This is a genomic window from Roseateles sp. GW823-FHT07B05, from assembly GCF_058794515.1.
This window is the reverse complement of the sequence record NZ_JBXAGX010000005.1, coordinates 352755-367420: the sequence shown is the minus strand read 5'-3', so window position 1 is coordinate 367420 and position 14666 is coordinate 352755. Positions and strand designations below refer to the sequence as shown.

General features: G+C 70.3%; 16 protein-coding genes. 5 read left to right on the top strand and 11 right to left on the bottom strand.

Annotated elements, in window-relative coordinates:
• Positions 1-19: 19 nt before the first annotated feature.
• Both AC1Q7O_RS14060 and AC1Q7O_RS14055 read left to right on the top strand, forming a co-directional pair.
• Entirely contained in the window at positions 20-457 is a 438-nt protein-coding gene (locus AC1Q7O_RS14060; protein WP_492660789.1) for a MerR family transcriptional regulator, read from the top strand.
• 47 nt (positions 458-504) lie between these two features.
• Positions 505-843: a hypothetical protein gene (locus AC1Q7O_RS14055; protein ID WP_492660788.1), complete on the top strand. Its 339-nt coding sequence runs from the start codon at positions 505-507 to the stop codon at positions 841-843.
• Positions 844-878: 35 nt separating this feature from the next.
• Here the strand turns inward: AC1Q7O_RS14055 and pyk are convergent, their stop codons facing one another.
• From pyk to AC1Q7O_RS14040, 3 genes are all read right to left on the bottom strand, one after another.
• Complete coding sequence (gene pyk, locus AC1Q7O_RS14050; protein WP_492660787.1) at positions 879-2309, bottom strand: pyruvate kinase; 1431 nt, start codon at positions 2307-2309, stop codon at positions 879-881.
• A gap of 84 nt (positions 2310-2393) precedes the next feature.
• Complete coding sequence (locus tag AC1Q7O_RS14045; RefSeq protein ID WP_492660786.1) at positions 2394-2873, bottom strand: GNAT family N-acetyltransferase; 480 nt, start codon at positions 2871-2873, stop codon at positions 2394-2396.
• A gap of 16 nt (positions 2874-2889) precedes the next feature.
• Entirely contained in the window at positions 2890-3462 is a 573-nt protein-coding gene (locus AC1Q7O_RS14040) for a helix-turn-helix domain-containing protein (RefSeq protein WP_492660785.1), read from the bottom strand.
• A gap of 40 nt (positions 3463-3502) precedes the next feature.
• Here AC1Q7O_RS14040 and AC1Q7O_RS14035 point away from each other — a divergent pair, with 40 nt between their 5' ends.
• Positions 3503-4432 carry a DMT family transporter gene (locus AC1Q7O_RS14035; RefSeq protein WP_492660784.1) on the top strand — a complete coding sequence of 310 codons (930 nt, stop codon included), beginning with the start codon at positions 3503-3505 and terminating at the stop codon, positions 4430-4432.
• Here AC1Q7O_RS14035 and AC1Q7O_RS14030 read toward each other — a convergent pair.
• The 3 genes from AC1Q7O_RS14030 to AC1Q7O_RS14020 form a co-directional block, all read right to left on the bottom strand.
• Entirely contained in the window at positions 4410-5798 is a 1389-nt protein-coding gene (locus AC1Q7O_RS14030) for a M20/M25/M40 family metallo-hydrolase (protein WP_492660783.1), read from the bottom strand. The genes AC1Q7O_RS14035 and AC1Q7O_RS14030 overlap by 23 nt on opposite strands.
• Before the next feature lie 84 nt (positions 5799-5882).
• Positions 5883-8201, bottom strand: a complete 2319-nt coding sequence (locus AC1Q7O_RS14025; protein ID WP_492660782.1) for an NADP-dependent malic enzyme — start codon at positions 8199-8201, stop codon at positions 5883-5885.
• Positions 8202-8277: 76 nt separating this feature from the next.
• Entirely contained in the window at positions 8278-9534 is a 1257-nt protein-coding gene (locus AC1Q7O_RS14020; protein WP_492660781.1) for a GGDEF domain-containing protein, read from the bottom strand.
• Positions 9535-9650: 116 nt separating this feature from the next.
• On the opposite strand from AC1Q7O_RS14020, the gene AC1Q7O_RS14015 reads away from it, so the two are divergent.
• Together AC1Q7O_RS14015 and AC1Q7O_RS14010 are read left to right on the top strand one after the other, a co-directional pair.
• Positions 9651-10421, top strand: coding sequence for an N-acetylmuramidase family protein (locus tag AC1Q7O_RS14015; RefSeq protein ID WP_492660780.1), 771 nt, complete (start codon positions 9651-9653; stop codon positions 10419-10421).
• On the top strand, positions 10408-11028 hold the full coding sequence (locus AC1Q7O_RS14010) for a hypothetical protein (protein ID WP_492660779.1): 621 nt from the start codon (positions 10408-10410) through the stop codon (positions 11026-11028). The genes AC1Q7O_RS14015 and AC1Q7O_RS14010 overlap by 14 nt, the downstream gene beginning before the upstream one ends.
• A 12-nt stretch (positions 11029-11040) precedes the next feature.
• Here AC1Q7O_RS14010 and AC1Q7O_RS14005 read toward each other — a convergent pair whose 3' ends face one another.
• The 5 genes from AC1Q7O_RS14005 to AC1Q7O_RS13985 all read right to left on the bottom strand — a co-directional run bounded on the left by AC1Q7O_RS14005 (position 11041) and on the right by AC1Q7O_RS13985 (position 14634).
• The gene (locus AC1Q7O_RS14005) at positions 11041-12234 is read right to left on the bottom strand and encodes a phosphoglycerate kinase (RefSeq protein ID WP_492660778.1); all 1194 of its coding nucleotides are present in this window, start codon (positions 12232-12234) and stop codon (positions 11041-11043) included.
• A gap of 62 nt (positions 12235-12296) precedes the next feature.
• Positions 12297-12626 carry an AzlD domain-containing protein gene (locus AC1Q7O_RS14000; protein ID WP_492660777.1) on the bottom strand — a complete coding sequence of 110 codons (330 nt, stop codon included), beginning with the start codon at positions 12624-12626 and terminating at the stop codon, positions 12297-12299.
• Positions 12623-13339 carry an AzlC family ABC transporter permease gene (locus AC1Q7O_RS13995; protein WP_492660776.1) on the bottom strand — a complete coding sequence of 239 codons (717 nt, stop codon included), beginning with the start codon at positions 13337-13339 and terminating at the stop codon, positions 12623-12625. The genes AC1Q7O_RS14000 and AC1Q7O_RS13995 overlap by 4 nt, the downstream gene beginning before the upstream one ends.
• A 76-nt stretch (positions 13340-13415) precedes the next feature.
• Positions 13416-14162: a head GIN domain-containing protein gene (locus AC1Q7O_RS13990; protein WP_492660775.1), complete on the bottom strand. Its 747-nt coding sequence runs from the start codon at positions 14160-14162 to the stop codon at positions 13416-13418.
• Between the two features lie 115 nt (positions 14163-14277).
• The gene (locus tag AC1Q7O_RS13985) at positions 14278-14634 is read right to left on the bottom strand and encodes a hypothetical protein (RefSeq protein WP_492660774.1); all 357 of its coding nucleotides are present in this window, start codon (positions 14632-14634) and stop codon (positions 14278-14280) included.
• Positions 14635-14666 lie beyond the last annotated feature (32 nt).

The following is a 14666-nucleotide window of genomic DNA, read 5'->3' as shown; positions in this document are numbered from 1 at the left end:
CCGGGGCCACAATGCCCGCATGCGCATCGGGGAACTCGCCCGCCTGACCGGCACGGCCGTCGACACCATCCGCCACTACGAGCGCGAGGGCCTGCTCGCGGCGCCACCGCGCACCGACGCCGGCTACCGCATCTACGGCCCGGCGGACGCCGAGCGGCTGCACTTCATCCGCCGCTGCCGCTCGCTGGACATGAACCTGGCCGAGGTGCGCGCGCTGCTGGCGCTGCAGGGCGGCGCGCACGGCGCTGCGGTGCATGCGCTGCTGGACGAGCACATCGGCCATGTGGCCGCCCGCATCACGGCGCTGCAGCAGTTGCAGCAGGAGCTGCTGGCCTTGAAGGCCCGCTGCCACGGCGATGGACCGGCCTGCGGCATCCTGGAGGGCTTGGCCCAGCCCCGTGCAGAAATGTCACCCCGCAGCCATGTGGGTGATAGTCACCAAGACCGCAAGACCTGACTCCACCCACAATCCGCGCCGAATCAACGGGGAGGTTTGGGATGAGATTGCTCTGCGTACTGCTCGCGGCGTTGGCGAGCCAGCATGCCGCCGCGGCAGCGTTCGACTGCTTCACGGTCGTCGACCCGAAAGGCGAGGTCGTCTACAAGTCGCACCGCACGCCGATCGACTTGTCGAAGAACATCTCAGACGCCATGGCCGCGGCCTTCCCCGGCCATCACCTGATCTGGTCGCAGACGGCGACGGTCTGCGTCGGCGTTGACAAACTGCCGTCGCGCGACCCGGCCGCCGGCGCACAGCCGGACGCGGACGCCGTCGCGAAGCCGGGCCAGAAGTCTGCGGGTGCCCGCATCAGCGCGGCACGTCGCCGCCAGGCCGCCGGCTGAGGCATGCGGCGGCCGTGAGCCGCCGCCCTGCCCGATCAGCCCACCCGGCAGACCTTCAGCATGTTCGTGCCGCCCGGGTAGCCCATCGGCTCGCCGCAGGTGATGGCATAGGTGTCGCCCGGCATCAGCACGCCGCGCTCGACGAGGATCTTCTCGGCCGCGGCCAGTGCCTCGTCGCGGTCCTCGAACTCGGGCATCAGCAGCGGCGTGACGTTGCGGTACAGCCCCATGCGGCGCTGGCTGACGAGCTGGCTGGTGAGGCCGAAGATGGGCACGTTGATGCGGTGGCGGCTCATCCACAGCGCGGTGGAGCCCGACTCGGTCAGCGCCAGGATGGCCTTGCAGCCCAGGTGGTGCGCCGTGAACAACGCGCCCATGGCGATGGACTGGTCGATGCGGCCGAACTGGCGGCCGGCGAAGTCGGTGTCCAGCGTGACGAACTCGGCGCGCTCGGCCTCCAGCGCGATGTTGGCCATCTGCTCGACGGTCTCGACCGGGTACTTACCGGCGGCCGTCTCGGCGGACAGCATGACGGCGTCGGTACCGTCCAGCACCGCGTTCGCCACGTCGCTGACCTCGGCGCGCGTGGGCACCGGGTTGACGATCATGGACTCCATCATCTGCGTGGCCGTGATGGACACCTTGTCCAGCTCGCGGGCCATCTTGATCATGCGTTTCTGAAGCGCGGGCACGGCGGCGTTGCCCACTTCCACAGCCAGGTCGCCGCGGGCGACCATGATGCCGTCGGACGCCTTCAGGATGGCTTCCAGGTGAGGGATGGCCTCGTAGCGCTCGATCTTGGCGATCATGGCCGGCTTGTGGCGGTAGGGCTCACCGGCCACGTTGGCCAGCTGGCGGGCCATTTCCATGTCGGTGGCGTTCTTCGGGAAGCTCACCGCGAGGTATTCGCACTGGAACGACATCGCGGTCTTGATGTCCTCCATGTCCTTGCCGGTCAGCGCCGGCGCGGTGAGGCCGCCGCCCTGCTTGTTGATGCCCTTGTTGTTGGACAGCTCGCCGCCCAGCTTGACGGTGGTGTGCACCTGCGCGCCGCGCACGTGGTCCACGGTCAGCACCAGCAGGCCGTCGTTCAGCAGCAGCGTGTCGCCCGGCTTCACGTCGCGCGGCAGTTCCTTGTAGTCCAGGCTGGCGATGTCCTGGTTGCCGAGTTCGGTGCGGTCGGCGTCCAGCACGAACTTCGCGCCGGGGATCAGCTCGATCTTGCCGCCATCGAACTTGCCGACGCGGATCTTGGGGCCCTGCAGGTCGGCCATGATGGCCACCGACTTGCCGACGCGCGCCGCGGCTTCGCGGACCATGGTCGCGCGGTCGATGTGGTCCTGGGCCTTGCCGTGCGAGAAGTTCAGGCGCACGACGTCGACGCCGGCGCGGATCATCTTCTCCAAGACCTCCGGCGTGTTGGATGCGGGGCCGAGGGTGGCGACGATCTTGGTGGCGCGGGTCATGGCTTGTCTCAACTTGTCAGGGGGCGCGGAATTATGGTCCGCCGGACCTGCAGGAAGTTTCGCCGTGTTTCGGTGCGCGGCGGGCTACAGCGCCCGCTCGAAGAAAACACTCAACGGGTCGAGCGCGTAGCCGCCGAACGGGCCGCGCTCGACATAGCCCAGGCGCCGGTACAACCCCAGCGCCTCGGGTTGGTGGATGCCCGTTTCCAGCCGCGCCAGGCGCACGCCGCGGCCGGTGAGCTCGGCCTCCAGCTGGGCCATCAGCTGCCTGGCGACGCCGCGGCCGCGCGCGCTGTCCAGCACGAACAGGCGCTTGATCTCGCCATAGGCCGGCTCTCCCGGCGGGGCGTGGTGCTTGACGCCGCCGCAGCCGACGAGCGTGTCGCCGAGCCACAGCCCCCAGAACGCGCCGTGCGGCGGGCGCAGGCCGTCGGCCGGCTCGAAGTGGTTGCTCTCGGCCGGGTAGAGCGCGCTCATCAGCGCCTCGGACTGCGCGATGAGCGCCTGCGCGTCGGGGTGGCCGGGGTCCAGCGGCGCCAGGCGTGGGGTCAGGTCTGAAGGCATGGTGGTTAGATACCAGTTACAGCGAAGGCACCGTCATCGCGAGCAGGTAGCGCGCCGGCCGCGCCCCCGGGTTGGCGAAGACGCTGCGACCGAGACAGCGGAAGCTGAGCGAGTCGCCGGCCGCCAGCTCGAAGGCCTGGCCCTGCAGCGTCAGCCGCAGCGCACCTTCGAGCAGGCACAGGTGGTGCTCCAGCCGCGCGACGGTGGGCTCGTCGTAGGCCAGCTCGGCGCCGGGCGCCAGCACCGCCTCGATGACCTCGGTCGCAAAGCCGGCCAGCGGCGGGCAGCGCATGCGGCGCTCGAAGCCGCTCTGCTGGTCGTGCCAGCGCGGCTGGTCCGCCGCGCGCAGCAGCCGCACGGGCAGCGCTTCGGCCTCGGCCAGCAGCCGGCTCAGCGGCAGCCCGTGCGCGCGGGCCAGGCGCGACAGCAGCGTCGCCGTGGGGCTGGTCTCGGCGCGCTCCAGCCGGCTCAGCGTCGCGCGGCTGACGCCGCTGCGCGTGGCCAGCTCGTCCAGCGACCAGCCGGCCGCCATGCGCAGCGCGGCCAGGCGCTCCGCCAACTGGCGCTCGAACTGGCCCTCTTCGCTCACTTCAGAGAATTCTTCTCTCATATGAGAAGATGCTACCGCAATGACCGACCGCCAGACCGCCCCCTTCGCCGCCGCGCTGGCCGTCGTGCTCGTTTGGGGCCTGAACTTTCCGCTGTCCAAGGCCTTGTTCCAGCAAGTCGGGCCGGCCGGCTTCCTGGGCCTGCGCTACCTGCTGGTGCCGCTGTGCGCGACCGCCCTTCTCTGCTGGCGGTTCGGCACCCGCTGGCCGCGGCTGGACCGGGGTGAGGTGTGGCCGCTGGTGCGGCTGACGCTGGTGGGCCAGGGCCTGCACCTGATGCTGTCGAACTACGGCATGCAGGGCTCCACCGCCTTCAGCGCCAGCGTGCTGCTGGCCTGCGGGCCGGTGTTCACGCTGCTGATTCTGCGGTTCAGCGGCGTGGAGCGGCTGTCGCCGGGCCAGATGGCCGGGGTCGCTGCCGCGGCGGCGGGGGCGCTACTGTTCATGGCTGACAAGCTGCTGGCCGCCGACTGGCACGCCGGCCTGGGCGACCTGATGCTGCTGGCCGCCGCGGCGCTTTTTAGCTACTACACGGTGGCCAGCAAACCACTGATCCAGCACCACGGCGGCGTCACCGTGCTGGGCTATGGCAGCCTGGTGTGCACGCTGCCCATGCTGGCCTGGTGCGCCCCGGCGCTGCTGGCGATGGACTGGGCCACACAGCCCGCCTGGGTGTGGAGCGGCACCGTCTGGCAGGTGGCCGGCGGCGGCTTCATCGGCTGGCTGGCTTGGGGCTGGGCCAACGAGCAGCGCGGCGTGGCGCGCACGGCGCCGCTGATCTACCTGATGCCGCTGGTGGCGGGGCTGGCGGCCTGGCTGTGGGGTGGCGAGCAGTTCAGCGCCCACAAGCTGCTGGGCGCTGGCGTCATCCTGGCCGGCGTGGCGCTGGCGCAGTTCAGCCCGTCGCTGCCGACCCGCCCAGCGGGGATCAAGGCGCCGCGAGGCGCTTGACCAGCCGGTACTGGAACTCCGCCCCCTCCAGCAGCGACTGCACGCGCAGCCGCTCGTTGAGGCCATGGGCGTTGGAGCCGCCCGGCGGGTGGAACAGGCCCGTGACGCCGTACGTCCAGATGCCGCTCTGGTTCAGGAAGCGGCCGTCCGTGGCGCCGGCCGTCAGGCTCAGCACCACCGGCACGCCGGGCCAGAGCTCCTCGTTGACGGCCTGGATGGCCGCCAGCAGCGGCTCTTTCATCGGCGGCATCGGCGCCTCCGTGGCCTGGCCGATGGGCGTGATGCGGATGCGCGCATCGGCCACCACGCGTTCCAGCGTCGCCTGCACCTCGTCAACGCGCTCGCCAGGCAGGATGCGGCAGTTCACCATCGCCTTGGCGCGCTGCGGTAGCGCGTTGACGGCATGCCCGGCCTCCAGCTGCGTGGCGACACAGGTGGTGCGCACGCTGGCGTTGTAGGCCGCGCTGAACTGCCACAGCCGCGCCTGCGCGTCGGGGTCGGGCGGGTCGCGCAGGATGGCGCGGATGTCGGCGGCCACCTCGGGTTTCTCGGTCTTCGACAAGTGCTCGAAGTAGGCCCGCGTCACCGGCGACAGCTTGAACGGAAAGCTGAAGCGCGCCAGCCGCGCCAGCCCGTCGGCGAGGCGGTAGATGGCGTTGTCGGGCTCGGGCACCGAGCTGTGGCCGCCCTTGTTGACGACCTCCAGCTGGAAGCTCTGGAACACCTTCTCGCCGGCCTGCACACGGTGGAACAGCGGGCGCCCCTCGGCGGTCAGCGCCCCGCCGCCGCCTTCGTTGAGCGCCAGCTCCGCGTCGATCAGCGCGCGGTGGTGCTGCAGCAGGTACTCGACGCCGTTGAAGGGCCCCGGCACCGTCTCCTCGCCGCAGGTGAGCGCGAGGATGAGGTCGCGCGCGGGCCGGAAGCCCTCCTTGCGAAAGCGCACCATGTTGGCCACGTAGATGGCCGCCATGGACTTGTCGTCCGAACTGCCGCGGGCGTAGAAGTAGCCGCCCTCCTCGACGAGCTTGAAGGGGTCGCGCGTCCAGTCCTCGCGCCGCGCCTCGACCACGTCGACATGCGCGAGCTGCAGCAGCGGCCGCTGCGCGCCGGTGCCCTTGAGCCGCGCGACGAGGTTGCCGTGCTTCTCGCCGCCCGGCGGCACGATGAGCTGCATCTCGTCATCGCGGAAGCCGCCGGCCTTGAGCCGTGCGGCCATGGCCCTGACGGCCACCGTGCAGTCGCCCGCCGACGGCGTGGTGTTGATCTCCACCAGTTCCCGGTAGACGCCGCGCAGCAGCGGCTCGTCAGCCTGGGCCCAGGCCGCGACGTGAAGCGCCGACAGCAGCGCGAGGGCGGATCGTTTCATGGGCACTCCCTGCGTGAGCAGATCGCCGGTCTGCGCCGGCGGCCCTGCATGCTGTCGCAGCGCGGGAGCGCTCGCCAGCCGGGACTACCCGCGCGCCTCGCGCACGTCCGCCACCGCCAGCGCCGTCATGTTGACGATGCGGCGCACCGTGGCCGACGGCGTCAGGATGTGCACGGGCTTGGCGGCGCCCAGCAGCATGGGGCCGATGGTGACGCCCTGGCTGGCGCTGATCTTCAGCACGTTGAACAGGATGTTGGCGGCATCCAGCGTCGGCAGCACCAGCAGGTTGGCCGCGCCGGTCAGCTTGCTGTCCGGCAGGAAGGCCCGGCGCACGCTTTCCGACAGCGCCGCGTCGCCGTGCATCTCGCCGTCGCATTCCACCTCGGGGTGGGCAGCCGAGAACAGCTCGTGCGCACGGCGCATCTTCAGCGCCGACGGCCGCGTGCTGGAGCCGAACATCGAGTGGCTGACGAACGCCAGCTTGGGCGGCAGGCCGAAACGACGCACCTCCTCGGCGGCCATTGCGGCGATGTCGGCGAGCTCCTCGGCGGTCGGGTCGTCGTTGACGAAGGTGTCGGTGATGAACAGCGTCATCTGGTCGAGGATGAGCGCGTTCATCGCGGCGAACTGGCGCGCCCCTGGTGCCAGGCCGACGAGGTCGCGCACCTGCTCCAGGTGGCGGTCGAACTTGCCGACCAGGCCGCAGATCATCGCGTCCGCGTCACCCAGCTCGATGGCCAGCGCGCCGATGGCGGTGTTGCTGCGCCGCACGGCCGACTTGGCCATCTCCGGCGTCACGCCGTTGCGCTTCATGCGCGCGTGGTACGCCTCCCAGTACTGGCGGAAGCGCGGATCGTCCTCGGGGTCGATGACGGCCACGTCGTCGCCCAGCTTCAGGCGCAGGCCGGCGCGCTGGATGCGCGCTTCCAGCACCGCGGGGCGGCCGATCAGCGTGGGCTTGGCCAGCCCCTCGTCCAGCGCCACCTGCACGGCGCGCAGCACGCGCTCGTCCTCGCCTTCGGCGTAGATAACCCGCGCTGGTGCGGCCTTGGCGGCCGAGAACACCGGCCGCATGAACATGCCAGTCTGGTAGACGAAGCGCTCCAGCGACTGGCGGTAGGCGGCCAGGTCTTGCACCGGCCTCGTGGCCACGCCATCGGCCGCGGCGGCGGCGGCCACGGCGGGCGCGATGCGCAGGATCAGCCGCGCGTCGAAGGGCTTGGGGATCAGGTAGTCGGGCCCGAATGCCAGTTCCTGGCCGGCGTAGGCAGCGGCCACTTCATCCGAGGTCTCGGCCTTGGCCAGTGCGGCGATCTCGCGCACGCAGGCCAGCTTCATGCCTTCGGTGATCTTGGTGGCGCCGCAGTCCAGCGCGCCGCGGAAGATGTACGGGAAGCACAGGACGTTGTTGACCTGGTTGGGGTAGTCCGACCGGCCGGTGGCCACGATGCAGTCCGGCCGCACGGCCTTGGCCAGCTCGGGGCGGATCTCTGGCTCGGGGTTGGCCAGCGCCAGGATGATGGGCTGCGTGCCCATGGTCTTGACCATCTCGGCGGTAAGCACACCGGCCGCCGAGCAGCCCAGGAACACGTCGGCGCCGTTGACGACGTCCGCCAGCGTGCGGGCGGTGGTGACCTGGCAGTAGCGCTGCTTGGACTCGTCCAGCTTGCCGGCCTTGGCATCTTCACGCTCGCTCTGGATGACGCCGCGCGAGTCGCAGACGAACACGTGTTCGCGCTTCACGCCCAGGCCCACCATCACGTCCAGGCAGGCGATGGCCGCAGCCCCGGCGCCCGACACGGCCACCTTGACCGCGCCGATGTCCTTGCCTACCAGCTCCAGCCCGTTCAGCAGCGCGGCCGACGAGATGATGGCCGTACCGTGCTGGTCGTCGTGGAAGACAGGGATGTTCATCCGCTTGGACAGCTCGCGCTCGATGTAGAAGCACTCGGGCGCCTTGATGTCTTCAAGGTTGATGCCGCCCAGCGTGGGCTCCATCGCGGCAATGATGTCGATGAGCTTGTCCGGGTCGCGCTCGGCCAGCTCGATGTCGAAGACGTCGATGCCGGCGAACTTCTTGAACAGGCAGCCCTTGCCTTCCATGACCGGCTTGGCGGCCAGCGGGCCGATGTCGCCCAGCCCCAGCACGGCCGTGCCGTTGGTGATGACGCCGACGAGGTTGCCGCGCGAGGTGTACTCGGCGGCCAGCGCCGGGTCTTGCTCGATGTCCAGGCAGGGATAGGCCACGCCCGGCGAGTAGGCCAGCGACAGGTCGCGCTGGTTGCTCAAGGCCTTGGTCGGGGTGACCGAGATCTTGCCGCGCGTCGGGGCGCGGTGGTACTCACGGGCGGCGTCGCGCAGCGCGGCTTCGGCAGGCGACAAGGGAGCGTTGTTCTTTTCCATGGCGGTGTGGTTCGCGGAGGGAACCCATGAGGTTACGCCGCGTTTCAGCGCCGCTTGATGCCGGTTTCTTGGCGATCTATGCCGAAGCCGATATCACCCGGTCGCGCCCGGCGTGCTTGGCGCGGTACATGGCCTGGTCGGCCTCGCGCATGGCGGCCTCCAGCCCGGCCTCGTCGCGCGCCTCGGCCACGCCCCAGCTGGCGGTCACCGCCAGGCCCGCCGGCCAGGCCGTGCGGGCCAGCACCGCACGCAGCCGCTCGGCCACGGCCACCGCCTCCTCGGCCGGCGTCTGCGGCATCACCAGCACGAACTCCTCGCCGCCCCAGCGCGCCACGAGGTCGTCGCGCGGCAGGTTGGCGCGCAGCGTCTGCGCCAGCAGCGTCAGCACCTGGTCGCCGACGTCGTGGCCATGCTCGTCGTTGATGCGCTTGAAGTGGTCCGCATCAACGAACACCACCGACATCGGGAAGCTCAGTTCACCCTGCGCGCGGGTCAGCAGCTCCAGCGCGCGGCTCAGGCCCTCACGGTTGGCCACCTGCGTCAGCGGGTCGCGCAGCGCCATCTTCTCCAGCGCCTGGGAGCGCCGCATGGAACGCCGCAGCCGCCCGCGCACCGCCCAGCTCTCCCAGACCAGGTAGCCCAGCAGGCTGAACATCCACAGCCCCACCAGCCCCAGCCGGAAGGTCTCGGGCGCCACCCAGTTGCCGATGAGCTCGGCCCGCTGCAGCCGGATGACATGCGTACCCGGCAACACCTGGCCGCCGGTGCTGAAGCTGATGGCGCGCACGCGGTCCAGCTGCGGGCCCATCAGCGGCACGGGCAGCGGGTGGGTCTGCGCCCACCAGGAACTGACCATGAACTGCGACAGCCGCAGCTCCACCGGCATGGCCAGCCCGGCCGGCGCGAAGATGACTTCGTGGGGCTTCAGGTCCTTGCCCTCCCCGTGGCCGGGATAGCCGGGGTGGAAGCTGCGCAGGAAAACGCGCAGCTGGGCCGGCGCGCCGCCCTGCTGCGGCCCGTCCACGCTGACCCACAGCCGCAGGCTGCTGAAGCGGGTCAGGTCCAGGTCGCCCTCGGCGGACTCGATCTGCAGATCGCAGAACGGCCATTCGAAGCCCGGCTTGATCTGGCAATGCAGCGTGTGCGTGCCGTCCGGCGCGGTGGTCAGCTGGGCGTGGCTGGCGCCGCCGCTGCCGCTGTCGTCCACCACCTCCAGCCGCTGGTCGGGGCCGCGCCCGTCCAGCACCAGGCGGCGGGTCATCCAGTGCTCGTTGGCAAACAGGCCCAGCAACGTCGCAGCGACGAGCAGGGCGAGCAGCCAGCGCAGAACCATCCGGCCATTGTGGCCGCCGCGCCGGCCGGGCGTCCATGCCGCGCCACCACCCGCCGGCAACTTCGTCACACGCCGGGCCGCCGGCCCGATACTGGGTGCCTCTGAGGAGAAACGCGATGGCTGAATATCGCCTTCCCGGCCCGCTGTGCACCGTGCTGGGCAGCTTCAAGATCGACACGGGCACGATGTGCCTGGGCGCCTCCAAGCCGCCCGGGCCGGCGAACAATGCGCGCCCGGTCCAGACGCCCAAGCGCAACAAGCCCCACCGCCCCAAGGTCAAGGCCCAGCCGGCCCGCAAGTCGACGCTGACGGCACAGGACTTCGAAGAGGCCGCCAAGTTGCTCAGCCCGGACATCTCCGTCGCGCTGGTGCACGCGTTCGCCGACGTAGAGTCGGGCGGCCGCAGCGGCATGGGCCCGGCGGGCCTGCCCGTCATCGCCTACGAGGGGCATGTGTTCCGCAAGCTGACGAACAAGGCCTACGACGCGGACCACCCGCTGCTGTCCTACAAGTACGTGAAGAAGGCCGGCCCCGAATGGCAGCAGAACAACAAGGACCAGGCCACCGCCTGGGCCACGCTGGAGGCCGCCATCGCGCTGGACCGCGACGCCGCGCTGCAGGCCTGCTCCTGGGGCATGTTCCAGGTCATGGGCTTCAACTTCAAGAGCTGCGGCTATGCGACGGCCGAGGCCTTCGTCGCGGCGATGAAGGCAGGCGAGAAGGGCCAGCTGATGGCCTTCGTCGGCTACTGCAAGAAGAGCCCGGGCATGGTGAAGGCCATGCTGGACAAGGACTACGCCGGCATGGCGAGCCGCTACAACGGCAAGGACTATGGTGACTACGACAAACGCATCGAGAAGGCCTACCGCAAGCATGGCGGCACCTGAGCCCGGGCGGCTGCGCCGCGGCGCGCTCGCGCTGGGGCTGGCACTGCTGCCGCTGCTGGGCGCGGCCCAGGCCGGCAAACCCGTGGCCGGCCAGTACGAAGGGCTGATGGTGGCCGTGTCGCCGCAGGGTGCGGTGACGGGGCACTACGTCGAGGAGCAGGGCGAGGGCGTCGTCAAGCGCTGCGCGTTCTCGCTCAGCGGCCAGCTGTCGGCCGGCGGCGAGGCGGCCATCCGCAGCTGGAGCAGCGTGCAGCTGCCGGGGCGGCTGAAGTTCGACAAGGAGGGCGTCACGCTGACGCTGCCCGAGGGCACGCAGCACGACGGCTGCGGGCTGGTGCTGATGCCGCAGATCGCCACCGGGCTGGTGCTGGACCTGGTGGCGCCGGCCGGCTGGACGGCGCTGCGCACCATCACCGCGGACAAGGCGCCGTTCTTCGACACGCCCCAGTCCGCCAAGCCGCGCCGCGCCTACGTCGTCAAGGGCGACGTCGTGGGCGTGCTGGCCGAGCAGGACGGCTGGGTGCGCGTGGAGTACCCGGCGAAGGGCAAGCGCGTCGCGGGCTGGCTGCAGCCCGGCACGACGGCGGCGCTGACGGCGCCGCGCTGAGCGCGGCTCGGATCAGCCAGCGGCGCGCTGGCTGAGGATCTCGAACGCCGGCAGCGTCTTGCCTTCCAGCACTTCCAGGAAGGCGCCGCCGCCAGTGGAGATGTAGCCCACGTCCTTGTCGATGCCGTACTTGGCGATGGCCGCCAGCGTGTCGCCACCGCCAGCGATGCTGAAGGCGCTGCTGTCGGCGATGGCGCGGGCCAGCGTCTCGGTGCCGTGGGCGAAGGCGTCGAACTCGAACACGCCGACCGGGCCGTTCCAGACGATGGTGCCGGCGGCCTTCAGCTGCTCGGCCAGCTTGGCGGCGGTCTTGGGGCCGATGTCCAGGATCAGGTCGTCGTCGGCCACGTCGGCGGCGCCCTTGACGGTGGCTTCGGCATCGGCGGCAAAGCGCTTGGCGGTGACGACGTCTTCAGGAATCGGCACGGCGGCGCCGCGGGCGGCCATCGCGGCGATGACGGCCTTGGCCTGGTCGATCAGGTCCGGCTCGGCCAGCGATTTGCCGATCTTCAGGCCGGCGGCCAGCATGAAGGTGTTGGCGATGCCGCCACCGACGATGAGGCCGTCCACCTTGCCGGCCAGCGCCTGCAGGATGGTCAGCTTGGTCGACACCTTGGAGCCGGCCACGATGGCCACCAGCGGGCGCTTCGGGTTGGCCAGCGCCTTGGAGATGGCGTCGATCTCGGCGGCCAGCAGCGGGCCGGCGCACGCGATCTTGGCGAACTTGGCGATGCCGTACGTCGTGGCCTCGGCGCGGTGGGCGGTGCCGAAGGCGTCGTGCACGAAGATGTCGCACAGCGCGGCCAGCTTCTTCGACAGGGCCTCGTCGCACTTCTTCTCGCCCTTGTTGACGCGGCAGTTCTCCAGCAGCACCAGCTCGCCGGGGGCCACGTCGACGCCGTCGACCCAGTTGGCCTTCAGCGGCACGGGGCGGCCCAGCAGCTCGGCCATGCGCTCGGCCACGGGGGCCAGCGAATCCTCGGGCTTGAACTCACCCTCGGTCGGGCGGCCCAGGTGGGACGTGACCATGACGGCGGCGCCGGCGTCCAACGCGGCCTTGATGGCGGGCAGCGACGCGCGGATGCGGGTGTCCTCGGTGATCTTGCCGTGGTCGTCCTGCGGCACGTTCAGGTCGGCGCGGATGAAGACGCGCTGGCCGGCCACCTTGCCGGCGGCGATCAGGTCGGAGAAGCGGATGACGTTCATGATGGGGCGGGGCAGTTGGTGAAAAACTGCCGGCATTCTCTCCGCCCCGCGTTCCGGCGCGGTTACCAGCCGAGGCCGAGCTTCAACGGCAGCATGACCGCCATGCCGACGAGGATGGTGCCGAGGATGTCGCGGCGCCAGAAGTAGTAGGCCGTCGCGGCCAGCGCGCCAGGCCAGCGGGCGTCCTGCCAGGTCGTGATGACATGGCCCTGCGACATGAAGATCTCGGGCGCCACCACTGCGACGAGCGCTGCCAGCGGGGCAACCTTCAGCAGTTCGCGCAGCCAGTCGGGGATGGGCAGCGGCTGGTCGCTGATCATGAAGAAGCCACGCGTCAGCGCCGTGATGGCGCCCAGCCCGAACAAGGCCACCCAGGTCATGGCTTCGCTCATCGGCGGCTCCTGCGGCTGTCCAGCCACCAGCCGACGGCGCCCGCCGCGACGATGGCGCACAGGATGTTCAGCTTCAGCGGCAGCGAGTACGTCGCGATCGACACGGCGCCGGCCGTGATCGCCACCCACCACAGCGACTTCTCGGTCAGCAGCGAGTACGACAGCCCCAGCAGCGCCATGACGCCGGCAAAGCCGATGCCCCACTGCGGCGGGATGCGGTCAGCCAGCAGGATGCCCGTGAAGGCGGTGAGCTGCCAGGTCGGCCAGTTGACCGCCACGCCGCCCCAGAAGTAACGCTGCTGGGCCGGCGTGGGCACCGGGTCCGGGTAGCGCTTCACGAAGTAGACGAAGTTCAGGTCGGCCGCGAAGTAGGTCGTCATCAGCCGGCGCGCGCGCGGCAGGTGGCCGAAGTAGTGGCGCCACTGCGCGCTGAAGATGACGAAGCGCAGGTTCACGCAGAACGCCGTGGCCAGCAGCACCCACAACGGCGCGCCGGACGCGATCAGCGGCAGCGCCGTCAACTGCGCGCTGCCGGCGAACACCAGCAGCGACATGCCCATGGCCAGCGGCACGCTGAGCCCGCTCTTCACCATCGTGACGCCGGTCACCAGCCCCCAGGCGGCCAACCCCAGCGACGGGGAGGCCATATCGCGCACGCCCTGCCTGAAGTCGGCATCGCCGACCAGCGCGCGCAGCTTTTCAGTCCACTGCATGCCGCCATTGTCGGCGGCTTAGGGCCTGTTCACCCGATAGCCATGGGTGAACAGGCCCTCAGTCACTTATCGAAAGTCACTTCTCGAAACGCCGGACCTTGCCGCTGCCGGCGATGGACGACGAGATCTCCGGCGAGCCGACGTACTTCACGTCGCCCGAGCCGGCGATGGACACGCTGAGCTTTCTCGTCGCGTTGACCTGCGCGTCGCCGCTGCCGGCGATGCTGACCTTGACCTCGTCGGCGGCAAAGTCCGCGGCCTTCACGTCGCCGCTGCCGGCGATGCTGACCGACGCCGTGCCGGCGCGGCCGGCCACGACGATGTCGCCGCTGCCGCTCACCTTCATGGCGAGCTTCTCCGCGTCCAGGTTCGTGAAGCGGATGTCGCCCGAGCCGGCGATGGCCGCCTCGACGCCGCCGGTCTTCATCGCCTCGACCTTGATGTTGCCGGAGCCGGCCACCGACAGCGCACGCAGCGTGGGCATCTCGATGGTGAAGCTGGGCGTCGTCGATGTGGACAGGCTGAAACCCTTCTTCGGCTGGATGCGCAGCGTGCGGCCGTCCACCTCGGTCTCGATGTAGGGCAGCAGGTTGCGGTCAGCCTTGACCTCCAGCTTGTTGCCCGAGCCCTGGCGGATCTGCACGTTGAAGTCGCCGCTGACCGACACGCCGTCGAAGCTGCCGACCGGGCGCGCCTCGGTCGTGACGTCGCCGCTGCCGGTGACCCGTTCGCCCTTGTTCCAGCTCCAGGCGTGGGCGGAGCCGCACAGCGCGGCGGCGACGAGACCCAGGGCGAAGAAACGGCGGGTGGTGACGGTGTTCATGGCGGGCTCCATCAGGGTTGCGATGGACGGCATGTTGCCCAGCCGCCCGGCCCCTGCCCTGCCCGGCGCGACGACCCGCAGGATTGACGGCCTGAGATGCGACTGCGCGCGCTGGTCAGTGCGCGGCGGCCTTGGCCTTGTCGGTCTTGTCGGCCGGCTTGGCCTCTTCCTCGTCGGCCGGCTGCGCCGGCTTGGCGCCAGGGCGCGGCACGACGGGCGCAATGCCTTCGAGCTTGTTCTCGCGCATGTACTCGTCCATCTCGCGCCAGCCGGTGTAGACGGCCGCCTTCTGCGCCTTGGGATTGAGCACGTAGCAGTCCTCGATGGCGCGCATCGCGTGCCGGCAGGCGCTGCCGATGGCCTTGCCCTCGGCCTCCTTGGCGGCGGCCACCTTGGCGGGGTCGTCGATGCCCAGCTGCTCGCAGGCACTCAGGGCGGCGAGCAGGGGCAGGGCAAGCAGAAGGCGCTTCATGAGTTCAGGTATCGGCGCGCGCGGCGGCAACT

What these genes read in the sequence shown, in the direction of transcription:
- AC1Q7O_RS14060 (WP_492660789.1), top strand. Translation starts at nt 20, where the DNA reads ATGCGCATCGGGGAACTCGCCCGCCTGACCGGCACGGCCGTCGACACC.
- pyk (WP_492660787.1), bottom strand. Translation starts at nt 2,309, where the DNA reads ATGACCCGCGCCACCAAGATCGTCGCCACCCTCGGCCCCGCATCCAAC.
- AC1Q7O_RS14045 (WP_492660786.1), bottom strand. Translation starts at nt 2,873, where the DNA reads ATGCCTTCAGACCTGACCCCACGCCTGGCGCCGCTGGACCCCGGCCAC.
- AC1Q7O_RS14035 (WP_492660784.1), top strand. Translation starts at nt 3,503, where the DNA reads ATGACCGACCGCCAGACCGCCCCCTTCGCCGCCGCGCTGGCCGTCGTG.
- AC1Q7O_RS14030 (WP_492660783.1), bottom strand. Translation starts at nt 5,798, where the DNA reads ATGAAACGATCCGCCCTCGCGCTGCTGTCGGCGCTTCACGTCGCGGCC.
- AC1Q7O_RS14025 (WP_492660782.1), bottom strand. Translation starts at nt 8,201, where the DNA reads ATGGAAAAGAACAACGCTCCCTTGTCGCCTGCCGAAGCCGCGCTGCGC.
- AC1Q7O_RS14020 (WP_492660781.1), bottom strand. Translation starts at nt 9,534, where the DNA reads ATGGTTCTGCGCTGGCTGCTCGCCCTGCTCGTCGCTGCGACGTTGCTG.
- AC1Q7O_RS14015 (WP_492660780.1), top strand. Translation starts at nt 9,651, where the DNA reads ATGGCTGAATATCGCCTTCCCGGCCCGCTGTGCACCGTGCTGGGCAGC.
- AC1Q7O_RS14010 (WP_492660779.1), top strand. Translation starts at nt 10,408, where the DNA reads ATGGCGGCACCTGAGCCCGGGCGGCTGCGCCGCGGCGCGCTCGCGCTG.
- AC1Q7O_RS14005 (WP_492660778.1), bottom strand. Translation starts at nt 12,234, where the DNA reads ATGAACGTCATCCGCTTCTCCGACCTGATCGCCGCCGGCAAGGTGGCC.
- AC1Q7O_RS14000 (WP_492660777.1), bottom strand. Translation starts at nt 12,626, where the DNA reads ATGAGCGAAGCCATGACCTGGGTGGCCTTGTTCGGGCTGGGCGCCATC.
- AC1Q7O_RS13995 (WP_492660776.1), bottom strand. Translation starts at nt 13,339, where the DNA reads ATGCAGTGGACTGAAAAGCTGCGCGCGCTGGTCGGCGATGCCGACTTC.
- AC1Q7O_RS13990 (WP_492660775.1), bottom strand. Translation starts at nt 14,162, where the DNA reads ATGAACACCGTCACCACCCGCCGTTTCTTCGCCCTGGGTCTCGTCGCC.
- AC1Q7O_RS13985 (WP_492660774.1), bottom strand. Translation starts at nt 14,634, where the DNA reads ATGAAGCGCCTTCTGCTTGCCCTGCCCCTGCTCGCCGCCCTGAGTGCC.